General features: G+C 50.9%; 22 protein-coding genes and 2 tRNA genes. 2 read left to right on the forward strand and 22 right to left on the reverse strand.

Features of this window, described 5'->3' with window-relative positions; all coding sequences use genetic code 11:
* Window positions 1–76: 76 nt before the first annotated feature.
* Window positions 77–1,018, reverse strand: a complete 942-nt coding sequence (locus WMO41_RS07840; RefSeq protein WP_349229283.1) for an HD-GYP domain-containing protein — start codon at window positions 1,016–1,018, stop codon at window positions 77–79.
* Between the two features lie 142 nt (window positions 1,019–1,160).
* Here WMO41_RS07840 and WMO41_RS07845 point away from each other — a divergent pair, with 142 nt between their 5' ends.
* Window positions 1,161–2,135, forward strand: a complete 975-nt coding sequence (locus WMO41_RS07845; protein WP_349229284.1) for a DUF4397 domain-containing protein — start codon at window positions 1,161–1,163, stop codon at window positions 2,133–2,135.
* An 80-nt stretch (window positions 2,136–2,215) separates the two neighbouring features.
* Here the strand turns inward: WMO41_RS07845 and WMO41_RS07850 are convergent, their stop codons facing one another.
* From WMO41_RS07850 to WMO41_RS07935, 18 genes are all read right to left on the reverse strand, one after another.
* Window positions 2,216–3,280: a type IV pilus twitching motility protein PilT gene (locus WMO41_RS07850; RefSeq protein WP_349229285.1), complete on the reverse strand. Its 1,065-nt coding sequence runs from the start codon at window positions 3,278–3,280 to the stop codon at window positions 2,216–2,218.
* A 26-nt stretch (window positions 3,281–3,306) separates the two neighbouring features.
* Window positions 3,307–3,741: a hypothetical protein gene (locus tag WMO41_RS07855; RefSeq protein ID WP_177292314.1), complete on the reverse strand. Its 435-nt coding sequence runs from the start codon at window positions 3,739–3,741 to the stop codon at window positions 3,307–3,309.
* 105 nt (window positions 3,742–3,846) lie between these two features.
* On the reverse strand, window positions 3,847–4,245 hold the full coding sequence (locus tag WMO41_RS07860; protein WP_349229286.1) for a hypothetical protein: 399 nt from the start codon (window positions 4,243–4,245) through the stop codon (window positions 3,847–3,849).
* The gene (locus WMO41_RS07865) at window positions 4,238–4,744 is read right to left on the reverse strand and encodes a DUF4860 domain-containing protein (protein ID WP_177292316.1); all 507 of its coding nucleotides are present in this window, start codon (window positions 4,742–4,744) and stop codon (window positions 4,238–4,240) included. Before WMO41_RS07865 ends, WMO41_RS07860 begins: the two co-directional genes overlap by 8 nt.
* On the reverse strand, window positions 4,722–5,066 hold the full coding sequence (locus WMO41_RS07870) for a hypothetical protein (RefSeq protein WP_177292317.1): 345 nt from the start codon (window positions 5,064–5,066) through the stop codon (window positions 4,722–4,724). Before WMO41_RS07870 ends, WMO41_RS07865 begins: the two co-directional genes overlap by 23 nt.
* Window positions 5,067–5,085: 19 nt before the next feature.
* Complete coding sequence (locus WMO41_RS07875) at window positions 5,086–6,129, reverse strand: type II secretion system F family protein (protein WP_349229288.1); 1,044 nt, start codon at window positions 6,127–6,129, stop codon at window positions 5,086–5,088.
* Window positions 6,130–6,150: 21 nt separating this feature from the next.
* Entirely contained in the window at window positions 6,151–7,212 is a 1,062-nt protein-coding gene (locus WMO41_RS07880) for a transglutaminase-like domain-containing protein (protein ID WP_349229289.1), read from the reverse strand.
* A gap of 33 nt (window positions 7,213–7,245) precedes the next feature.
* Window positions 7,246–7,986: a 23S rRNA (guanosine(2251)-2'-O)-methyltransferase RlmB gene (rlmB, locus tag WMO41_RS07885; RefSeq protein ID WP_349229290.1), complete on the reverse strand. Its 741-nt coding sequence runs from the start codon at window positions 7,984–7,986 to the stop codon at window positions 7,246–7,248.
* On the reverse strand, window positions 7,983–8,423 hold the full coding sequence (locus WMO41_RS07890) for a ribonuclease III domain-containing protein (protein WP_177292570.1): 441 nt from the start codon (window positions 8,421–8,423) through the stop codon (window positions 7,983–7,985). Before WMO41_RS07890 ends, rlmB begins: the two co-directional genes overlap by 4 nt.
* A complete protein-coding gene (cysS, locus tag WMO41_RS07895) occupies window positions 8,408–9,817 on the reverse strand; it encodes a cysteine--tRNA ligase (RefSeq protein ID WP_349229291.1) in 1,410 nt (469 codons plus the stop codon). Before cysS ends, WMO41_RS07890 begins: the two co-directional genes overlap by 16 nt.
* A gap of 32 nt (window positions 9,818–9,849) precedes the next feature.
* Entirely contained in the window at window positions 9,850–10,422 is a 573-nt protein-coding gene (gene ispF / locus WMO41_RS07900) for a 2-C-methyl-D-erythritol 2,4-cyclodiphosphate synthase (protein WP_349229292.1), read from the reverse strand.
* A 27-nt stretch (window positions 10,423–10,449) separates the two neighbouring features.
* On the reverse strand, window positions 10,450–11,373 hold the full coding sequence (locus tag WMO41_RS07905; RefSeq protein WP_349229293.1) for a diacylglycerol/lipid kinase family protein: 924 nt from the start codon (window positions 11,371–11,373) through the stop codon (window positions 10,450–10,452).
* Window positions 11,374–11,554: 181 nt separating this feature from the next.
* Complete coding sequence (locus tag WMO41_RS07910) at window positions 11,555–12,211, reverse strand: phosphatase PAP2 family protein (RefSeq protein ID WP_349229294.1); 657 nt, start codon at window positions 12,209–12,211, stop codon at window positions 11,555–11,557.
* A 145-nt stretch (window positions 12,212–12,356) separates the two neighbouring features.
* A tRNA-Met gene (locus WMO41_RS07915) sits at window positions 12,357–12,430 on the reverse strand.
* A gap of 14 nt (window positions 12,431–12,444) precedes the next feature.
* Window positions 12,445–12,517, reverse strand: a tRNA-Val gene (locus WMO41_RS07920).
* A 115-nt stretch (window positions 12,518–12,632) separates the two neighbouring features.
* Entirely contained in the window at window positions 12,633–13,445 is an 813-nt protein-coding gene (locus WMO41_RS07925) for a tetratricopeptide repeat protein (protein ID WP_349229295.1), read from the reverse strand.
* A complete protein-coding gene (locus tag WMO41_RS07930; RefSeq protein ID WP_349229296.1) occupies window positions 13,442–14,668 on the reverse strand; it encodes a DUF5716 family protein in 1,227 nt (408 codons plus the stop codon). The genes WMO41_RS07925 and WMO41_RS07930 overlap by 4 nt, the downstream gene beginning before the upstream one ends.
* Before the next feature lie 9 nt (window positions 14,669–14,677).
* The gene (locus WMO41_RS07935) at window positions 14,678–18,154 is read right to left on the reverse strand and encodes a DUF5717 family protein (protein ID WP_349229297.1); all 3,477 of its coding nucleotides are present in this window, start codon (window positions 18,152–18,154) and stop codon (window positions 14,678–14,680) included.
* A 187-nt stretch (window positions 18,155–18,341) separates the two neighbouring features.
* On the opposite strand from WMO41_RS07935, the gene WMO41_RS07940 reads away from it, so the two are divergent.
* Window positions 18,342–18,872, forward strand: coding sequence for a DUF4364 family protein (locus tag WMO41_RS07940; RefSeq protein ID WP_177292168.1), 531 nt, complete (start codon window positions 18,342–18,344; stop codon window positions 18,870–18,872).
* 31 nt (window positions 18,873–18,903) lie between these two features.
* Here WMO41_RS07940 and galE read toward each other — a convergent pair whose 3' ends face one another.
* The 3 genes from galE to WMO41_RS07955 form a co-directional block, all read right to left on the reverse strand.
* The gene (gene galE / locus WMO41_RS07945; protein WP_349229298.1) at window positions 18,904–19,929 is read right to left on the reverse strand and encodes a UDP-glucose 4-epimerase GalE; all 1,026 of its coding nucleotides are present in this window, start codon (window positions 19,927–19,929) and stop codon (window positions 18,904–18,906) included.
* A 126-nt stretch (window positions 19,930–20,055) separates the two neighbouring features.
* Window positions 20,056–20,406, reverse strand: coding sequence for a sigma-70 family RNA polymerase sigma factor (locus tag WMO41_RS07950; RefSeq protein WP_349229299.1), 351 nt, complete (start codon window positions 20,404–20,406; stop codon window positions 20,056–20,058).
* Between the two features lie 7 nt (window positions 20,407–20,413).
* Window positions 20,414–22,117, reverse strand: a complete 1,704-nt coding sequence (locus tag WMO41_RS07955) for a recombinase family protein (protein ID WP_349229300.1) — start codon at window positions 22,115–22,117, stop codon at window positions 20,414–20,416.
* Window positions 22,118–22,376 lie beyond the last annotated feature (259 nt).

Raw genomic sequence — 22,376 nt, forward strand, 5'->3', positions numbered from 1 at the left:
AGGCAAAAATCCCATTGCCGAAGGCAATTTTCAATGGATTTTTGCCCGTAACTGTGAGGGTACTGAACAGTTACGATTACAGTTTTTTCTCCCAGCATCTGCTTTCTGCAAACAGCCTGGTCAGCTCCGGGTCCAGTTTTCCTTCCCGGTTCGCCATCCCATCCAGAATTTTCAACGCTTTCTCCACGGGCACTCCCGGTTTATAAGGCCGGTCCTCTGCCACCAGGGCATCAAAAATGTCCAGAATAGTGAGCATACGGACTTCCATTGGAATCTGATTTCCCTTCAGATGCTTTGGATAGCCGCTTCCGTCCAGAAGTTCGTGATGTGCTGCAGCCCATGCCCGCACATGGGACAGTTTCTTCGAAAAACGGATTTCCGAAAGCAGCTTGTCCGTAAATACCACATGGCTTTCCATAATCTCCCGTTCTTCTTCCGACAGGGTTCCCTTCCGGATCATCAGCATACGGAACTCCTCATCCGTAATCCACGTTCTTGTGCTTCCATCTTCTTCCGTGTAGGTTTTCTCATGAATCCGGCTGATTTCCGCCCGAAGCGCATCCGTACAAATCCCTGCAGTATTGGCTTGCAGGATTTCCTCACGGTCTTTCACCAGTTCTTCCTGTTCTCTTTTCAGTTCCTGCTCTGAAATCATTCCCTTCAGACAGGAGATCTGTGCCAGCAGGTGGATTTTCTCAAACCGGTGCAAAAGTTCATTGGTCTGCTCCGGCATAAGACGCGTGTCTTTATTCATGATTTCAAGCGGGATCACAAGCTTACCAATATCATGAAGCCACACGCTCATAAGAAATTCTTCCCTGTGATCCGCATCAAACAGAGGCTGTTTTCCTGCTGCCCGGGCCTGTTCATTGAGATAGCTGATGAAACGCTCTCCATATTCCGCCATATTTCTGGTATGAGTGGCATTATAAGGCGTTCTCTCATCAACTGCGGAGGACATGACACGCACAAATGATCGAAACAGTTCCTTGATATTTTCTATCTCCCGCTGTGTCATAGTATTTTTTCCTCCGTATTCTCTCACGCTGCTTTCATTATAATCCATGATCCGTTCCAATGGAAGCCTGAAAACTTTATATTTTCCGGCACCGTGTGACCTGCCGTTTCATACAGTACAGTAAAAAGCAATGAGGCGCAATATGGCTGAAAATGATACACATTACAACGGAACTTCTGATATAAGTGACAACAATGCGGCGGCTCCGCTTCCAGAGCTGGAAGAAGAAAAGGCAGTCTATCCGGACGATGCAGCAAATATCCCTGTGGCTCCGCTGCCGGAGCCCGGTGAGGGCGGTCCGGTCTATCCGGGCAATGACAATACCGGAACCATCGGCGGAAACTGGAACTGGGGCAATGGAAACTGGGGAAACAACGGCAATAACAGTAGCGGAAACGGCTGGAATACCGGCTTCTTCCCGATCACTCCGACCAATCCGACGATTTCCCCTCGCTACTACGGGCAGGTGCGTTTCTTAAATGCTTCCACCAACAGTTTTGCCGTCAACATCACCATCGACGGCACTGCTTATGCCATCAACTCCCGCTTTGGCACTATCTCCAACTACGACTGGATTTCCGATGGTTTCCATACTATTACCGTGCGCCGTGCTTCCGGCATGCGCTCTGTGCTGCTGCAGCAGAACTTCCCGTTTACCGCAGGTGAAAAAGTCACCATGGTCCTGGTGGATTCTGCCTCCGGCGGGCTGGAAATGGTTCAGGTTGCCGACACCGGCTGCAATACCCGCGCCTTTCATACTGGCTGCTATCGCTTTGCCAACATGACCTTCAGTGGTTCCCGGTATGACCTGATGCTCTACGGCGGCGAAACCGTATTCCGCAACGTTGCCTTCCAGACCGTGACTCCTTACAAGCAGGCCATGGCAGGCACCTACCAGTTCTATGTAACCAACTCCAACAGCTACTCCTTCCTGCGGGAAATTCCGATTATCGTCATTGGCGTAAACGGCTCCGGCACCATCACCGGAAACAATATGGCAGAGCCACTGCTCTCCGCGCAGATTGAGATTGCCGCCGGCCAGAACTACACCTCCTACCTGATTGGAAACACCTGGTCCGATATGGGGCTGCGTCTTCTGACCGTAGAAGATTCATAACCCCCAAAGACAGACAGGGGCGCTCCCGGTCCATGTACGACCGGGAACGCCCCTGTTATTCTGTATATCTGATTTTTTGTTTACAGTCTTGCCAGCTTCTTCTCCATCAGCTCGCCATTGCTGCTGTAGATGATGGCATTTTCCTTGCTGATCTTTCCTTCCCGGAACAGCTTTATAATGCTGTTGTCCATGGTGATCATACCTTCCTCCTGAGAGGTGGCGATGATGTTGTCGATCTGGTGGATCTTGGACTCACGGATCAGGTTGCGGATCGCGTTGTTGAAGAACATGACCTCAAAGGCCGGTACCACGCCGCCGTCCACCGCCGGGATCAGCTGCTGGGATACCACAGCCTGCATAACCATGGAAAGCTGTGCCCGCACCTGCTCCTGCTGTGCCGGCGGAAAGCTGTCAATGATTCGGTCTATGGTATTGGCGGCACCCACCGTATGCAGCGTGGAGATGACCAGATGTCCGGTCTCTGCTGCCGTCAGCGCCGTCTTGATGGTTTCCTCATCACGCATCTCTCCAACCAGAATGACATCCGGTGCCTGACGCAGTGCCGCGCGAAGGCCTGTCACATAGCTTTCCGTATCCAGCCCGATCTCTCGCTGGGTAACCACACTCTGGTTATAGCGGTGCAGATACTCAATCGGGTCTTCCAACGTAATAACATGGGCATTGCGTGTCTTGTTGATCTGGTCGATGATGCAGGCCAGCGTGGTACTCTTACCACTGCCCGCCGGTCCGGTTACCAGAACAAAACCCTTAGTCATGCGGGAAATGTCGATGACCACCTGGGGAATGTGCAGGTTATGGAAGTCCGGAAGATCAAACGTAATCACACGAATAATAGCTGCCAGAGAACCTCTCTGCCGGAACACATTGACACGGAAGCGGGATACACCCGGCAGCGCCATGGCAAAGTCATCATCACCGTGTTCCAGAACACGGTCCATGCTGCGGTTATTGGCAAGTGCGTAGATTTCCCGCACCATCTCTTCAATTTCTTTGGGAAAGATTTTCTCATCGGTCTGATAAAGGATCTTTCCGCCCACTTTCCAGGAAAGCGGCATACCTGGGATCAGGAATATGTCTGCCGCGCCCTGCTCCACTGCTTTGCGCAGTACGTCTTCTGTATACATACGCATTCCCTCCATAGCTTCCTTTTCTATGATGCGCCCGCTCCACTCCATACCGGAATGGACTGGTCAATCTCATAATCCTCCTGATGATATACCTTCCAGGAAAGAATTTTGTATGTTTTCTTTTCCCAGTCAAGGTTCAGCTCCACCCGCAGCGCCTGCCCGGCGTCCATGGAGACATCCGTGCAGTAGGTGCCGGTATCACTCTGCAGATACGGCGCAAGGCTGTCTTTGTCACCCTTTAAAAGTGCCTGATCTGCCATCTGTAAAAAGGCCTCTCCCTGGGCGTCTGCCCGGTAATATTCCTGAACCGAGTCCGCGCTTCTTACCGAAAGCGCGTCTTCCCGCTTTGCGTTGCCAAGGGACAGCACGCTGAATGTCACAAGGCAGAGCACAATAAAGATCAGGATCAGACTGGAGCTTCCGATGTTGGCTTTTCTTCGGATTTCCTGTTTTGCCATCTGTCTTTTCCTCCGGATATTTCCTGTAATGTTTCACCTGCAGTCTGTCTGCTGCGGTCTGTTAACTGCTTTCAGGCACAGTTTTCAAAAGCCAGTCCGCATAAATTACGGCCTTACATACTTTGCCGCGTCCAACGCAAACAGTTCTTCGCCGTCCTCTCCGGCTTCCCGGATCACGATCTGAAGGTTCTGTATGCCGTCTTCTTTGCTGGTTTCTGTGAGACTGCCCGTATAAACTGCCTCCGACTGATTTTCCGTTTCTTCCCAGTCCGCGTTCCAGTACAGGCTCTGTTCCCCCTCCTGCTGCTCTTCCGACAGCTTCCAGACCTCTGCCACCGACTGGGCTGCGCTGACCGCGTGGTCACGCTCCCAGGCAAGACGGCTCATCCGGTCGGATTTCGCGAATGCCAGAATGCAGGTGGAGGCGCAAAGCATGAAGAAAAAGACGACTACCATCATTTCCATCAGGAAAATGCCGGAGCCGGAACCACTTCGTTTATTCATGTTCCGTCACCGCCCTTCCACTCCGCAGTGACAGGATCAGGCTGCCGCCACCCGTGCCAAGCGTTGTCACATGGAGAAGCTGGCCGTCTTGTGTCAGTTCCAGGCCGTCACACTCCAGGATTTCCAGACCGTCCGCAAGTCCCAGACCACTGTCCTCATAGGTAAATAACTCCCGGATGCTGCCTTCATAATAATAGATCCAGGTGATGTAATCACCACCCTCTATGCTCTCGCGGATTTCCAGGACCGGCTGTCCATCAACAGTTTTCACCTCAACAGCCCCGTCCGTGTCACCCTGACGCACCTTATTTGCCACATACTGAAGGGCCACACTGCCGGTATAGGTCTGGTCCATGCGGCTGCTGATATTTTCGTAAACCTTGCTGCCTGCAAGCACTGTAAACAGCGCGCACATGATGAAGACAAGAAACAGCAGCATGGTAAAGAGCACGCTCATGGCCTGCCCGTCGTTTCGATTACGGCTGCCAGTCACTGTCATCACCTCCTTCTGCGGGGATCACGGTGATATCCGGCATAATATTGGAGGCAAAACCGCTGTAGAACACATTGTAGCGTTCCCGGTCGATCTGAATGCCATAGTTTTCTTCCAGATATTCCACGCTTGGCGGATAACGTCCTTCAATGGCATAACACTGTACCGATGCCTGACGGATTGCCTTCACCAGGGTATCCGAGCCTTCCGACTTTGCCCGTCCAAGGAAGGAAAACACACCGTTCATAAACAGGCCCATAATGACGCCAAATACGGCCACAGAGATGACACATCCGGCAAGGAACCGTTTATCCCATTTCTTTTTCATGTCTGCTCCTCCGTCCGTCTCAGCCTACTCCGGCCAGAATTCCGGCCAGCGGAAGCATGACAGAAAGAAGGATCAGACCCACTGCCACAGCCAGTACCGCAACCAGGGTCGGTTCCAGTCTTGCCACCATAGCATCGATGGAGGCATCTGCCTGCTGTTCGTAGTCATCCGAGATATTCTGCAGCACTTCGTCCATCTTACCGCTCCGCACGCCAACCTTGATCATCTGGATATGGAAGCTGCTGAACAGACCGGACTCTTTCATGGCCTCGTAGTAGCCTTCGCCCAGCTGCAGTTTTTCGCTGCAGACATCGATTTTTTCTGCCACCGCACTGTTATCTACCAGTTCTCTGGCAAGCTCCATGCCTTTATCCAGTTCCATGCCGCTGCGGATGGTCAGCGCCAGTACCGCGGTAAACCGGCGTCCTGCTGCGGCCATGGCAGTCTTGCTGTTTCGTTTCAACCGCTCCATCAGCTTATGGGCAATGGTCAGCTCCTTGCCTGCGCCTGCCGCAATGGCTGCCACGGTGACAGCCACAGCCAGAAGTACAAATACCACCAGGGCCGCGCCGCTTAAGATTCCGCCAAGGCGGGATGCCGCCCGGGAAAGCGGGGACATCTGCACACCGAGCTGCGCGTACACCTGTTCAAATACCGGCATAACCCGGGTAAACAGAACAAACAATACGATGAGCAGCATGCCGACCATCATCACCGGGTAGGTGATGGCGTTACGGATGTTTTTCATCATATAATATTCTTTTTCATAGTAGTCCGCCAGGGACTCCATCATCTGATCCAGGGTACCGCTCTGCTGTCCCAGCTTTGCCATGCGCACCACATAAGGCGGAAACGCACCGGTGCGCTCCAGGGATTCGAAGAACGGGTCTCCCAGTTCCACATCCTCTCCCATGGTATGGAGAAGTTTCTTTTCCTCTTCGGTCGGGGCATCCTCCGCCATCAGGTACAGCCCCTCATCAAGCGGGACTGCTGCTTTTAACAGAATGGATACCTGAAGACAGAATGCGGACAGCTCCCGTCCGGAATAAACTTTCGCTGCCATAGTATACTCTCCCCCTGCAGTTTAGTAGGTATATTTTGCCTGATAGTTGGATCCGTTTCCAATGTACTGCTTGATTGACTCACTCTGTCCACCGGAAGATGCGAAGGTCGGATCCATCAGGGACCAGTCGTGTCCGTCGAAGTAGATAAAGTTATCAACCCAGCCTACGTTGTCGATGTATACGTTTACCCACGCATGATACAGACCGCCGCTGTAGCCGATGACCAACTTGGTCGGAATATCCTGGGAACGAAGCATAGCCGTCATCAGGGCCGCGTAGTCGAAGCAGATTCCCTTCTTCTGGGCCAGAACCTGATCGACATTCGGAAGATAACCGCTCTGCACGGAAGCTGCCTTGGCGGTATCGTATGTAACGTTGTTGATGACATAATTGTATACATTGGTCACCACGCCAATCTGATCCGCCGCGGAAGCTGCCAGCTCCGCGCCTTTTTTCACGGCTGCGCTGCCGCTTGAGAAATTCACATACTGGTTCGGGGTTAAGAACGGCGCAAACTCGTCAGAGAGACTTACCGTAACATTCTGGCTGAGTACCTGGGCGTACTGGTTGCCGCTGACATTCTCAAAAATCTTGATGCTGTAGGCTCCGCTTCCCTCGGTAAACGGGAATACCTCGTAGGCATCGCGGGCATTTAAGTCGTAGGTATAGGTGGTGGATTTGGCAATCTGAATCTTGATTCTGCTCTGTCCACCGGTGTACTTAATCATGACATAGCCCTTGGATGTGTTGGATGCGTCAATGGTGGCACGGCCGTTGCCGTAGGTCACGGTACCGCTGGCTACCGGAGTGCGCACATCACTGCCCGCCGGTTTCTGATACAGCGGAACTGCCTCATCCTCGATGACGGCCAGAGACTCCTGTGTATCTGTGTCTGCCGCAGCCACGGATTCCGCAGTCTCCTGCTCATTCGATGCTGCCTGCTGTCCAGCGTCCTGTACTTTTGCCACGGTTTCTTCCTGCTGTACCTCTGATGAAACCGGAGCGCTGCTTCCAGCGCACCCATAAAGCGCTGCTGCCGTCAGAATAGCTGCCACACTGACACTGATCCTTCTTTTTCTCATTTTATAAACACCTCTTTTTGTACTCTCCGGCACTTAGCTTAAGCGCTGTCTCACGATTTCGTAAGCCAGCACACCTGCTGCCACCGAAGCGTTCAGAGAGTCGATGTCGCCCTTCATCGGGATGGAGGCGATCATGTCGCATTTCTCCCGGATGAGCTTGCCGACTCCGTTTCCTTCGTTTCCGATCACAAGTCCGATCGGTCCCTTTAAGTTCAGACGGTACATGACCTCGCCGCCCATATCGGCACAGACAAACCAGAGACCGCGCTTTTTCAGGTCCTCGATGGTCTGGGCCAGATTGGTCACCTTGGCTACCGGTGTGTAATTTAAGGCACCCGCGGAGGTCTTTGCCACCGTAGCGGTAAGACCTGCTGCCCGGTGCTTCGGAATAATGACGCCATGGGCTCCGGCCAGGTTTGCGGTACGGATGATTGCACCCAGGTTGTGCGGATCCTCAATGCCGTCAAGCAGGAAGATGAACGGCGGCTCGCCCTTCTCTTCCGCTGCCTTTAAGATATCCTCCACCTCTGCGTACTCGTAAGCCGCAGCGTAAGCAATCACGCCCTGGTGCTTTCCAGTCTCAGACATCTGGTACAGGCGCTCTCTCGGTACAAAATTGATGATAGCATCGGTCTTTCTTGCCTCACGCACAATGGTCTGTACCGGGCCGTCTTTGCAACCATCCTGCACAAACAGCTTGTCGATGGTTTTTCCAGAACGGAATGCCTCCAGTACGGCATTCCTTCCCTCTATGGTCAGTTCTTCGTATCTCATGAAAGTTCTCCAATCTTTTCCAGTCCGTCCCGGATCAGGTCCAGCAGACGGTCGTGCCGTGCCTGCAGGTACAGATACCCGACCAGAGCCTCAAAACCGGTGGCCATGCGGTAGTCGATCATGGTGGCGTGCTTGGCTGTGGTGGCGGATTTCGCGTTGCGGCCCCGCTTGTATACAGCCAGTTCCTCCTCGGTCAGATCGTCCTGAATGGCTTTTATGAGGTTGGCCTGGGTCTCTGCTTTCACCAGGCTGGCACTCTTTTTATGCATCTTGTTGACCTGCATGCTGCCGTGGTTGATGACCTTGGTGCGGATCAGCAGTTCGTAGACTGCGTCTCCGATGTAGGCCAGCACCAGCGGCGAATAGGTCCGCGGATCCACCTCTTCCAGCTTTAACGCCTTCGCGATGGCTTCCTCGATTTTTATGCTCTCTTCCATTTTACACCCTCTCTGGTATCTTCCAGAACGATGCCCATATCCAGAAGCTTCTGGCGGATTTCATCGGCCAGGGCAAAATTCTTTTCTTTTCTTGCCTGCTGTCTTGCGGCGATCATCTCTTCCACCTCGCTGTCCAGAACCTCGGCCTTGCGCTCAGTAATGATACCAAGGACATCGGAAAGCTTTGCGATGGTTCCTGCAAGAAGCTCCACATAGGCCTTGCTGTTCTCCTCATTTGCGGTGCTGTTAGCCAGTTTTACCAGCTCGAAGATTGCGGATACAGCGTCTGCGGTGTTGAAGTCATCGTCCATGGCTGCCTCGAATTTGGCAACCAGCTCGTCTACCGTCTTTTTATTCTCCCGCTCTTCCTCAGTCAGCGTGTCACCAGATACCTTGCCCTGAAGCTCTTTTAAGCGCTCTGCGGAGGTAATGATACGATCCAGACCGTTCTTAGAAGCCTCCATAAGCTCCGCGCTGAAGTTGATCGGGCTGCGGTAGTGAGCGCTCAGCATGAAGAAGCGCAGTACCTGTAAGTCATATTTCTCACCGATCTCGCGGACGGTAAAGAAGTTTCCGAGGGATTTGGACATCTTCTTATTGTCGATGTTTAAGAAGCCGTTGTGCATCCAGTAGTTGGCAAAGGTCTTGCCATTGGCTGCCTCGGACTGGGCAATCTCATTCTCATGATGTGGGAAGATTAAGTCCTCGCCGCCGGCATGGATGTCGATCTGCTCGCCCAGGTACTTCTTGGACATCACAGAGCACTCAATGTGCCAGCCCGGACGGCCCTGGCACCATGGAGACTCCCAGTATGGCTCGCCGTCTTTTTTCGGTTTCCAGAGAACGAAATCGGACGGATCCTCCTTGTTCTCCTCGCCGGTTACCTTCAGCTCACGGAAGCCGGACATCATCTCATCTAAGTTCTTGTGAGAAAGCTTTCCATAGCCCTTGAAGGATTTGGTGCGGAAGTAAACGGTTCCGTCTGCTGCCACATAAGCATGGCCCTTGTCGATAAGGCTCTGGATCATCTCCAGCATGCCCTGGATTTCCTGGGTTGCCTGCGGATGGGTGGTAGCCGGTTTTACGTTCATGTCTGCCATGTCCTTTTTGCACTCGGCAATGTAACGTTTGGAGATGGTCTCTGCATCTACGCCTTCCTCGATGGCTTTCTTGATGATCTTGTCGTCTACATCGGTGAAGTTGGAAACGTAGTTGACATCGTAGCCCTTGTATTCAAAGTAACGGCGCACGGTATCGAAAATGATCATCGGGCGTGCGTTTCCAATGTGGATAAAGTTGTATACGGTCGGGCCGCAGACATACATCTTTACCTTGCCTGGCTCTAACGGTACAAACTCCTCTTTTCTTCTGCTCAGTGTATTAAAAATTTTCATGATGTTCCTCCTTGTATTCTGTTTTCTTTCCTTTATTCTGCACTCTTACTGCCACAACAGCCCAGACAACCGCCGCAGCTGCCATTTACGGTGTCATCCCGGTATACCATGCAGTCATCTGCCGCAAAGTCGCGCATATGGGAAAGCAGGGTGATGGCCTGGGAAGAAATGCCCTCACCGCTTCCGGTGAATCCAAGCCCCTCCTCTGTTGTTGCCTTAACGCTCACCTGGTTTAACTCCAGATGCAGTGCCTCGGCAATGTTTTTTGCCATCTGCGGCCGGTACGCTGCAAGCTTTGGCCGCTGGGCAATGATGGTGGCGTCAATGTTCTCAATGACGTAGCCCTCTGCCTCCAGAAGCGCCCCGACCTCTTTTAACAGGGCAATGCTGGAAATTCCTTTATATTTTGGATCGGTGTCCGGAAAATGCTGGCCGATATCGCCCAGTGCGGCTGCGCCCAAAAGGGCATCCATGACTGCATGGACCAGCACATCCGCATCGGAATGACCAAGAAGACCCTTCTCATAAGGAACGGTAACACCGCCCAGGATCAGGTCCCGGCCTTCTACCAGCCTGTGGACATCGTATCCCTGTCCGATTCGCATATTTGTTCTCTCCTTTATTTTCAATCATTACAGGATCATGCGGAGCTTTTTCTTGACACAGCGCACCCGCAGTTCCTCCTGGCAGAAACAGTTTTCCCCGTCTGCATGAACCGGAAGCGGCCTGTCCACATGGATCACAGCTTCCCGGCAGCGGTAAAAATGAACGCCGCGCCGCCTGCCCAAGTGTCCCCGGTAAGCGTCTAACAAGACCGGAAACAGACGCAGCTTGGATGCTGTGTGGGCTACGCAGAGTTCCAGTTCCCCGTCGTCACACACAGCCTTTGGCGCGAACAGAAAACCGCCGCCCTCCGTGCCATGGTTATGCACGGAAACAAAATAGATATGGTTAAATTCTACCCGTCTTTCCCCATCCAAAATCAGGTAACCTCTGGATGCCTTCGCGGTCAGAAGCTGTTTGAGACCGGCAAGGATATAACGGCCTCTTCCCGGGATCTGGCGCAGGCCTCCGGTACCGTTTTTGTCCAGCAGGCGGTGACAGACCGCGGCGTCAAACCCGATGCCGCTGCTGACCATAAAGCGCCGGTAAACCGGCTCTTCATCCTCATAAGAAAGGATGCCGTAATCCATCCGGCAGATTTCCGATGGATTTAAGATCCGCTTCAGGCACTTTTTCGGATTTCTGGATAAATTCAGGCCCCGGGCCAGGTCGTTGCCGGAACCGGTGGGAATATAGCCAAACGTCAGAAGGTCACTGATGGCCAGACCATTTAACACTTCATTGACCGTGCCATCTCCCCCCACCGTGACAATGGTGGCCGGTTCCTGCATGTTGGCCGTCAGTTCTGCCGCCATGCGTCTGGCATCCCCCGATGCCTCCGTCTGATATGCTTCGTAGGAAATTCCGGATTTGTGAATCTGGTGTTCCAGCTTTTTCCATATCTTTGCTCCCCGGCCTCCATGGGCGTTGGGATTTACGATGAAATAGTACATGGGCACCTCCCGCATTTGTAACTGCAAAGCAGTTACCCACACATTATTACCTATAAGTATATCATAAATCTGCAAAATCTCCTAAGGAATTTTGTATAAAAATAGATTCAATTCTGACAATCGAAAAAAGCCGTCGCAAAACGGAGTACCATTTCGCAACAGCTCTTTTCAATTTTACATATTAACCGGTAACCTTCTGTCTCGCCGTTCTGCGGCTGAACACGTAAACATTTCCGTATACAAACTGGTACATGACATAGGCCAGAACCAGGGCTCCTGTGACATCTGCCACAGAATGCTGTTTCAAAAATACGGTGGACATGCAGATGGACACCATGACGATAAAGGAAATCCGGCGGATCCATCTATGATTCTTCAGGCGTTCGCTGTTCATGACGCTGATGTGTACACCCAGAGAATTGTATACATGGATGCTCGGAAATACATTGGCCGGAGTGTCGCTGTCATGGATTTTCTGCACCAGATAGCAGAAAATATTCTTATGCGGATCTACCTCCACGCGCAGGTCTGTGCCATTCGGGTAAAAGGTGCAGATCATCATGCTGATGGTCATGCCGATAAATAAAAAGGCACACAGCCGGTAATAGTCCTGCTTATCCGTAAAGAAGAAATACAGAACCGCGCCGGAAACATAAACAAACCAGATCATGTAAGGAATAATAAAGTACTCACTAAACGGGATCATATCATCTAATGCCACATGCATGATCTTGTAATTGTCCGTGATCACGCTCTCCAGCCAGAAGAAATATGGCAGGTACAAAAGGATGTAGCCGCAGACCCAGATATGTCCATATTTTTTTAACAGGTTCTTCACTTGACTTTCCTTTCAAAACGTTTCATTCAGCTTTTTCGGATTATAACACACCCATTTTCAGGATACAAGGGATTTTAGAAAAAATTTAGCTTATAAAATGCTCATAAAACAAAAGAAGTTCTGGCATTCCAGAACTTCATGCAAGTAGCGGAAGGGAGATTTGAACTCTCGACACCACGGGTATGAACCGTGTGCTCTAGCCAACTGAGCTATTCCGCCATATTCGGTTTATATGGGGCCTATAGGGCTCGAACCTATGACCCTCTGCTTGTAAGGCAGATGCTCTCCCAGCTGAGCTAAGACCCCATATCAGAATCACAAGATGTCTCACTTGCGACTGCTCCGATAGTTTACCGTGTTTTCCCAGATATGTCAAGCATTATTTTTCATTTCTTTTAAATTTCTTTTAAAATTTTTCTTTTTATACCATGGCACGGTACTCGCTTTTCCAGGTTTCTACCAGTTCCCGGGCGGCTTTCTCGCCATCTTCCGCTCCATCCTGAAACCAGATTTCCACCTGCTTTACCAGATCTGACTGTGCGGCCTTCTCCCGGGCTTCTGAAAGCTGTGCATCCCAGGTTTCCCGCTCCTCCTGCGTGATAGTGGCGCGAAAACGCTCTCCCAGCGTTACGCGGCTGTCGAGTTTTTCAATCCAGTAAAGGCTTCGCAGACAGTCCCGGTTTCCGCTCCGGTTGTAGGCTTTTTCAAAAGCCTCTGCTGCTTTATCAAACAGGAACATCCGGCCATAACAGGCCCCCAGATTATTCCAGACCCGCGCGGTAAGCTGTTCTGTTCCTGCCTCCTCCGGCGGATTATCCAGAATTTCCTGATACAGCCGGACCGCCTTTCCGTACTGCCGCATGCCGAATAAGGCATCCGCGCGGAGCTTTTTGATCTCCGCAGCAGGCTGTTTCCGGTAGCCGCTTAAGGTCTGGCGGTATTCCGAGATCTCATTTGCGGAATAATAGTCGCTCTCCTGAAGCAGAAAAATCAGCATTTCGTCCGGATCTTCGCCGCTTTTTCTCCAGTTATCCAGCTTCAGGGCCAGAAAGCCAAGATTCAGCTCCTCTCGAAGGAAATCCAGAAGGCGGTCATCGACCAGCTGGTCCATCACCAGAAGCGGGTAATGGCAGATCACATACGCCAGCTCCTGGGAAGAATACAGATGTACCCCCAGAAAGCTCACATAGTATGGATTTTTCACCTTTTCCGCTCTGCATAATCTTAAACTCATAGCATAACCTCTTGTACTATCCTGGTATCCGTGGCCGGGAACAGTTCCCCGAAGCCGCGGTCCGTGAGAACCACTTTCATTGTCTTTTCATCTAAGAAGGATACCTCCACCCGCACCCGGGTTGTTCTTTCCGGACGGTTTGGGAATCCCTCCAGCATCAGTGTGACTGCCTTTTTCTTTTTGGAATCGAACGGTGTGATTTCCAGTTCTATGGCGTTCTGCTTTTCCGGGATCACCTCCAGCATGGCTCCGCCCTCTCTCCAGCCGTCACCGGCTGCAGCCAGTGTCACGGTTGTTTCCTGCCCCTTGTGCAGCACCTCCATGGTCACGGAGGATTTCAGACGGCCTTCGCAGATCATGGCGTAGGGATAGGAGGTCTGCGGGCGGAGACGGTCCTGTGCACAGTACACGGCACCCATGGCAAACATTGCTGTTTCCATGTAAACTCTCCGTTTTGTACAGAGCAGCTTCATAAAATCCTCTGCCCACTCCCGCTTTTCAAAGCCTTTTCCCATCAGGAATACCGCGGAATACAGTTTTCTCTGCATCAGCCGGTCCGCACAGGTACACAGAATCTTATCTCCCAGCTTCGCCCCGGACGGTGTTTCCAGAATATCGAGACTGAAACTTTCCTCCATCGTCTCATACTCTGCCAGAACCGCGTTTTTCTTTAATCCGCGCTGGACCTTCATCTCGTAATAACGAAGTTCCTGTTCGGATAAATCAAACATGCCGACCGTTCCGCTCCAGATTTCCTTTTTCTGGCTTAACATGTAATATATCATACTTTCCGTATGTCCAATGACGCGGATCTGTTTCTTTTCCAGACCGAGTTTTTCCCCACAGGAATACAGCGTTTCCACCAGACGTTCATCCAGGCTGCGCACAGTAAATACCAGTCCCCGAAACGTGTCTTCCGTTTCCAGATCCTTTTTTACCGTGCGAAGCACCCGCTCCAGAAACAGTTCCAGAAGCTCCTTTGCCGGATAACGGACTCCGTCTAACGTAGCGGTTCCGTCTTTTAAAACCAGCTTCACCAGCTTGTCTGTCAGGCTTCCTTCGCCTCTTAACGTCTGCGCATAGGCATCCTCCCCCACGGACCAGGTGCCTGCCGCTCTGTGACGGCAGACCACCGTTGGGAATGTCCATGTCTTTTCTTCATTTCCACAGCTGACCTGCGTATATTCATCACACAGGTCTATGCCTGCTATCAGTTCATTCATATCGTTCCTCTATATTAATGTAAACAGAGACTCCATGGCCGCGTGATCTGTCATGTACTTCTCCATTTTTTCTTTCAGCTTCTGCCCGTCTTTTTGTGCCAGGCAGCGGCTCATATCGTTAAGCGCGGCAAAGCGGCTCATCCGGTTGTCTGTCTGGGACGCATCGTAGGAAAGCCGGCCTTCCTCAGTCTTCTTTCTTCCGTCTTCCCCATTCTCATAGACCTCATATTCCAGCACTTCTCCCTCAAACAGTACGTGCTGATGGATGTAGATGCCCGGATACACTTTCACAAACTCCGCGTTATGGATCGTCTCCTCATTCGGAAGCAGCCGGATCTTCAGTTCGGGCCTTGCCTCCCTGCTGCCCCGGTATTCAATGGTAATCTGGTCCATAATGGAATCCGGCAGTGGAATATGACGCCCAAGCTGATGGAAGTACGCGAAAACCCGTCCTTCCTCCAGAAGCTCTTCCGTCATACCGGATGCCAGTTCTTTTTGTTCTTCCGTCAAGGCCTCCTGACGGCTGTACCATAACGTCAGCGCCAGAAGATAAATGGTCGGAACCCGCTTTTTGTCCTCCGTCTCCCGGACCGCATCCTCCAGATACGCAAACACGGAATCCCTGGTCGGACGGTTTTTCAGAAAATAGTCGCAGGATTTCATGGTGAAATAAGCCCTGGACACCAGAGCACTGACCTGTTTTCCACTTCTGTAGCAGTCATATACCGGATCCATGTGCTCTGTCTCGCCGCTGAACATCATCTGGGCCAGAAGACGCTCCGGAAGATCATAAAATTCCACATGCTCTTTTTCGCTCTGTACGAGCAGTTCATACATCTGCTCCGAATTTCCGTTAAAATGCTCGCAAAGATAGTCTAACAGCGCCCCATCCCACTGGTTCTTTGTAAAAAGCTCCCAGGACAGCTTTAACAGCGTGTCGTCTGACTCTGGCAGCTGTTTTAAGATCATCTGGCTGCATAACTCCAGAAGTTCCTTTTCCTCTGCGCCACTCCAGCCAAATTCCCGCACAAGGGCAAATGCTTCTGGACTGTTTCCGGCAAGGATCAGCATACGGATCAGCCCGCCCCGCTCTTTCCGGGACAGCTTCTCCGGCTGTAGCTGATTCCAGTAATCCATCACACCGGCTGTATTTTTCTCCGTGCCCTGACGCTGGCTGTCATACGCAAGCAGGCCTTCCAGAAGTTTTTCCCGGAATAAGGGATGAAGCTTCAATCCTGTCAGCGCCCGCTTTAAAACGCGGCGGTCTGTGACGCTGTCCAGGCCCTCCTTCACGATCGCGCTGCAGCGCTCTAACAGAAGCATGGGCTGCTCCGGGCAGATGTCGTAACAGCGTTCCTCCAGCTCTTTGCGGTTTTCCATCATGGCCTGCTGCTTCCGGTAAGAAACATCGGTATAACGGTTTCCGTATTCATCCTGGAACAGAAGGACCGGATGGCTGGAAAAAAGCGGCGCATAGGCCACACCGTCTTTTACCGCAACCACATCCTCGCGGTCCAGTTCCTCATAGCACACCACAACCGAACGGATCTTTTTGTTGGATACCGTAATGCGGCAGGATCTTAAGATGGCCGGAAGTACCCGCGCTACCTGTTCATCGATCATTTCTTTATATAATACATGCTGGTACAGCGTCACCAGACGGCTGTTCACCCGGGACCGCAGAAGCTGCTCCATGGCAAACTGCTCAATGTCGCGTTCATACTGCCGGTACAGCGTAGATTCCGGGTTCATGAACTTCACGATATTGCTGTAAAGCACCTCCCGGTTGGCCGTATCCATGGATTTCTCATAGGAGAAATACAAAAGCACCTCTTTCGGAAGCAGATACGGATAATCTTCCGGAAGCGCGTACAGGTAATATTCGTACAGGCGAGTCAGGCTGACATCCTCCTCCAGCGCCTTTTGATACCATTTGAAATATTTTTTATCCCGGCAGTCTGCCTTGATGAGGATGCTGCAGACCGCATTCAGGATTTCTGCCTTCGGATACTGCTGATACAGCATCACAAAGAGACGCAGAAGCAGCTTTCCTCCCCGTTTTCTGGAGGATGCAAGCGCTGCCGCCCTGCAGGCAAAATCCTCGTCCATCAGTTTCCGCTTTGCAGCAAACATCAGAACCTGAAGCTCTAACTCGGAAAGGCCTGTGAGAAGCTCTGGTTCCCGCTGATACAGTTCCCATACACGGACATACAGGTACGGGCTGCGGCTTCCACTGTCAAATTCCGCACGGAGCTCTGCCAGACTTTCCTGCTCGGTTTCCGTCTCGCCGCCGTTTTCTTCCTTTAGCTGGCACATCAGATAGCGGTGGAGCTGTTCATACTCCGGACGGTATTTACGCATGGCTTCCGCCTCTTCCCGGCAGCTTTCCAGGAGTTCCTTCGCGCCTTCTGTGTCTCCCTCCAGAATCAGCAGATCGGCCTGATACAGATTCACTGCAAGGCTCTCACCATACTGGCTGCGGATGGCCTCCAGCTGCTGCTTTAACTGGTTTAACATCAGCGCTTCCCCGTAAAGGCCAAGCTCATATTCCAGACGCAGTTCCAGATATTTGCCGACAGCCTCACGCCGTCCATATCCCGCACGATCCCTTGAATCCTCGCCCGCCAGCACCTCAACCGGAACGCAGATATTCTGACGCAGGGATGTGATCCAGACTGCCCCAAGATTTCTTCCCTGATGGAGATACGTTCCATCTATGCGGTAAAGGACCTCGCAGACACCATCTTTAAAATCTTCTTCCGTAAATACCGTCTGCGGCAGATTGATAAAATCTCCGTCCGCATGCACCTCAAAGCGCACATACCCCCAGGTGCTGCTCTCCACGCGGATGACATCACCCATTCCTGTCTGCGGATTTTCCAGACTGCGCGCTTTGGTATCTGCCTTTAATTCCACCGTTTTTTTTACACGCAGGCCAACCAGAAATTCTTCCAGTTCACTCTGGCGGTCCGGCCGCCCCTTTAATCCGTCATACAAGGCGCGGACATGAAGATCCTGCAAAAATGGCGCTTCGGTAAAATCCCGGTATTCAAACAGGCGTTTTGCAAACTCCCGGTCAACCTGCACCAGCTTTGCGAAATCCTCCGGCTGCTTTAACCCGGCCAGAACCTTTCCAACCGGATCCGGTTCCACAACAAAAGAATATGGCAGCTTTTTCTCGCCGCCATTGGTCACCAGATCAAATACTCCCTCGATTTTGTCTCCGTCTGACAGGGTACGGCAGTCAACCTCATAAAAAATACGGTTCCGGTTTCCTCCAAAGGAAGTTCCCAGCACCCGCACACACGGATGGGACGAATACACCAGGCCTTTTACAAAACAACCATAGCGGTCCGCCACATAAAGTTCTTTTCTGCATACCTGGCCGGCTGTCACCGTGCCGCCGCAGGTTTCCGGAAGAACAAGAACCTCCGGAATCTCCGCATCCACGATGCCTTTTGCCAGTCGGTTAATTCTTTCTCTCATAGTACCCTCTGTCACACTCTTGTTTCGTTTTGCTGATGGTTTCCACCAGTCTTTCGTTTGCGGCCTGCACTGCGGCATTCCGCAATTTTCCATACATGGCACTAGTTTAGCATAATTTCACTTGATTTAAAAGGTTTAAATTGGTATGATTAATAAAAACTTTGTTGAATGAAAGAGGCACGCTTCCATGTTGTCAGAACCGATGACGCTATACAAACTCATGAATTTATATATGCTCAAAAAAGTGAATTTTCCGCTGACCAACGCACAGCTGACGGACTTTTTCCTGCAGCACGAATACGCCAGCTACTTCACGCTCCAGCAGGCCCTTGGGGAATTAAAGGACTCCGGGCTCATTCGCGCTGAGTCCACCCACAGCACCACCCGCTACGAGATCACCAAAGAAGGGGAAGAAACCTTAAACTTTTTTGAGAACAACATTTCCCCCGCCATCATCGAGGACATGGACACCTACTTAAAGGAGAACCGTCTCCGGCTGCGCAATGAGGTCAGCCTGGTTTCCGACTATTACAAGTCCACCAGCCAGGACTACATCGTGCACTGCGAGGTGCGGGAGGGACGTTCCCCTCTCATTGAACTGAACTTATCGGTTCCGGACCGTGACCAGGCTGCCGCCATGAGTGCCCGGTGGGAACAGAAAAGCAAAGAGATCTATTCTTTCATTATGAAGTCCTTAATGAGCGAAGAGGAGGCCTGACCGGTCTCCTCTTCTTTCTTTTCGTTTCTGTTTAGTCCTCTTCGTATCCGTTCGGATTGTTCTTCTGCCATCTCCAGGAATCTTCGCACATCTCCCGGATGCCATATTTTGCTTTCCAGCCAAGCTCCCGCTCGGCCTTGGAGGAATCTGCGTAGCACTGCGGCACATCGCCCGCACGGCGCTCCTTGAATACGTAGTTAATCTTTAAGTGGTTAGCCTCCTCAAAGGCATTGATGACATCGAGGACGCTGTAGCCAACGCCGGTTCCCAGGTTGTAGATCCAGACACCGCCCTGCTCTTTGGAGAGCTTGTCCAGTGCCTTTACATGGCCGTCTGCCAGGTCTACGACATGGATGTAGTCGCGGACACAGGTTCCGTCCGGTGTGTCGTAGTCATTGCCGAATACGCCCAGGCATACCAGCTTGCCTACTGCCACCTGAGTGATATACGGAAGCAGGTTGTTCGGGATACCCTTCGGATTCTCACCGATACGGCCGGACTTGTGTGCTCCGATCGGGTTAAAGTAACGAAGCAGCATAACCTTCCAGTCCGGATCCGCGGTGTGAAGGTCGGTTAAGATCTGCTCCAGCATGCCCTTGGTACGGCCGTAAGGATTGGTGATCTCGCCCTTCGGGCACTCCTCGGTGATCGGAACAAATGCCGGATTGCCGTATACGGTTGCGGAAGAACTGAACACAATGCTCTTGCAGTCGTGACGGCGCATGACATCACACAGGATCAGGGTTCCGGTAATATTGTTGTGATAATATTCCAGCGGCTTGTATACCGACTCTCCAACGGCCTTTAAGCCTGCGAAATGAATGACTGCGTCAATTTTCTCATTCTGGAACACGGCATCCAGAGCCGGTTCATCCAGAAGATCCACCTCATAAAAGGTCAGCTTCTTTCCGGTAATCTCCTCCACGCGTTTTAAGGATTCCCGACAGGAATTGCACAGGTTGTCCACGACAACCACATCATAACCGGCATTCAAAAGTTCCACACAGGTGTGGCTTCCAATATAGCCGGCACCGCCTGTCACTAAGATTGTAGACATAATAACACCCTCCTTTAGCTGATGATACCTCTTCCTAATAAACATCAAAAATGCTTTCCCATACATTATATATGGGAAAGCATCTGAAAACAATGCAATTTTCTTATGATTTATGTGATTATTTTTTTATTCCGCCTTTAAATGTTCGCCCAGTTTTTTCAGGGCCCGCTTTTCAATCCGGGATACATAAGAGCGGGAAATGCCAAGCTGCCTCGCGATTTCCCGCTGGGTGCGGGGTTTCATCCCGAAAAGTCCGTAGCGCAGCTTTACCACAGACTGCTCCTGAGGCTTTAAACAGCAGGAAAACGCCTCGTAGAGTTCCCGGATATCCTGGTCCAGGATCAGGTCTTCTAACACCTCTTTGGTTTCCAGCTCAATGACATCCACCAGACTGACCGATTCCCCATCCTTATCAACGCCGATGGGCTCAAACAGAGATACCTCGCGGCTGTATTTCTTCCCGGCACGAAACATCATGAGAATTTCATTTGCTATCCGCTCCCCGATGCGTTTTTGATTCTCGCAAAGTATCTGAAATATCACCCTCTGCAGCGCCGAATAAAATCACATGCACATTGGTGCCATCCCAGACAACCTTACGCACAACGGTCCGAATGGCTGCACGCTTCTGCTCTATTGACATCTCGTCGATACTGTCACGGAAAACAGATAACAACTGTCGAAGCATATTAAATTCGACATCACTCAATTCCTGCTGGGAAGTCAGCCGCTCCAGTTCCTGAATCCGTGCATCAATGGCTTCACACTCCCGGTGCAGTTCTTCGATTCTCTTTGCAATATGAGACTTCGCACTGCCATCCCCTACTTCCGTCAGAGAATCTACCAGTCCATTGATTTTTTGGGTCTTTTCTTCCTGCTCCTGTCTCAGTGATATAAGCTGCGTATCATATTGATCATGGTTACTGGTGTAAAACTTTCGGCTCTGCTCCAAAAGCCGGATAAAATTCTCCCTGTCCTCCTCCAATCTCTTAATCTGCTCTACCACTGCCATATCAAGCGTATTTCCATTCACATTTTTCCCATCACAGACGCTTTTCTGGCTGCGCTCCTTCATTTTGCAGACATAAGTATAAATTCTTTTTCCATCAGCCGTCATTCTTTGTGTCATTTTCGGATACATCCGGCTTCCACATCTGCAAAATAATAAGCCTGTCAGCAAAGCTTCGTTGCTTCTGGGTCTTCGGAAAGATTTCGACTTGTTCTGTTCCAATGATTTCTGAACTTGTACCCACACCTTTCCCGGTATCACACCTTTGTGACCGCCCACAGAGACAATCCACTTATCAATCGGCAGATATACCGTGGTTTTTCCTTTTTCCTGATCCGTTCGATTATATGCCATAATTCCATAGGTTCCATCAAATACTTCTCTGTCTGAAAACAGGTCTGCACCTTGTTCCTGAAAATACCGGTACGCATCTTCATCCGCAATCATGTAAACCGGATTCTGTAAAATTGCTTTGATTGCAAACCGGGTAAAATGCTTATTATTTTTCGTAAAGAGCCTGCGGCGCATCAGTTCTGCCTCCGTAATCGTCAATGAATTGGTTTCCACAAATACATCAAAGATGGTCTTTATGATTTCAATCTCCTGAGGAATTATTTTTAATTTGCAGGCTTTTTTTGTTTTTCCATCCACAGTTATGCTCTTTACACTCTCAGAAGCGTAGCCTGTGGGCGTTGTACCTCCCAGCCAGCGGCCGGTTTTGGCCAATTCATGCATATTGTCCCGGATACGCTCCGCAATCGTCTCCCGCTCCAGTTGGGAAAAAACGGATGCAATATACATCATAGCCCGCCCCATGGGACTTCCTGTGTCAAATTGCTCTCTTATGGAAATAAACGCTACATTCAGGTATGACAATTCTTCAATCAGTCCAGAAAAATCACTGATATTTCGGCTGATACGGTCCAGACGATACACGATGATCGCTTTGTGCTTTCTTTCCTTCACTGCTGTCATCATCTCCTTAAATGCCGGCCGGTTCAGATTTCCTCCGGAGAATCCTTCATCCTCATAAATCACAGCATCCCTTAAAGCTTCTTCCCCGTAATGGACTTTGATATATTCTTTGCATAACTCTACCTGATTACCGATGCTCTCGCCTTTACCGGTAAACTTGGATTTTCGAGAATAAATTGCAATACAATTTTCATTATTCCTCATAAAATTTCCTCCCTCCGTTTCTATATACAATATGTCTTGTAACTGTTCAGTACCCTCACAGTTACGACAGGACAAAAAAGCGGATGAACATCTGACCAGAGACAGCATCCGGTCAGCCATTTTTCCCAATTATGATTCTTCCATCAGCAATCTGTCACCAAAGAAAAAGTCTTTCTCTGGCTGACAGATTGCTGATTTTTTTACGTCTCACAAAGAATTCACTTAAGATTATAAAGTATTTATAAATTTTTCTTGCACT

Origin of the sequence: Ventrimonas faecis (assembly GCF_040096075.1) — a bacterium.
Lineage (GTDB): Bacteria > Bacillota > Clostridia > Lachnospirales > Lachnospiraceae > Brotaphodocola > Brotaphodocola faecis.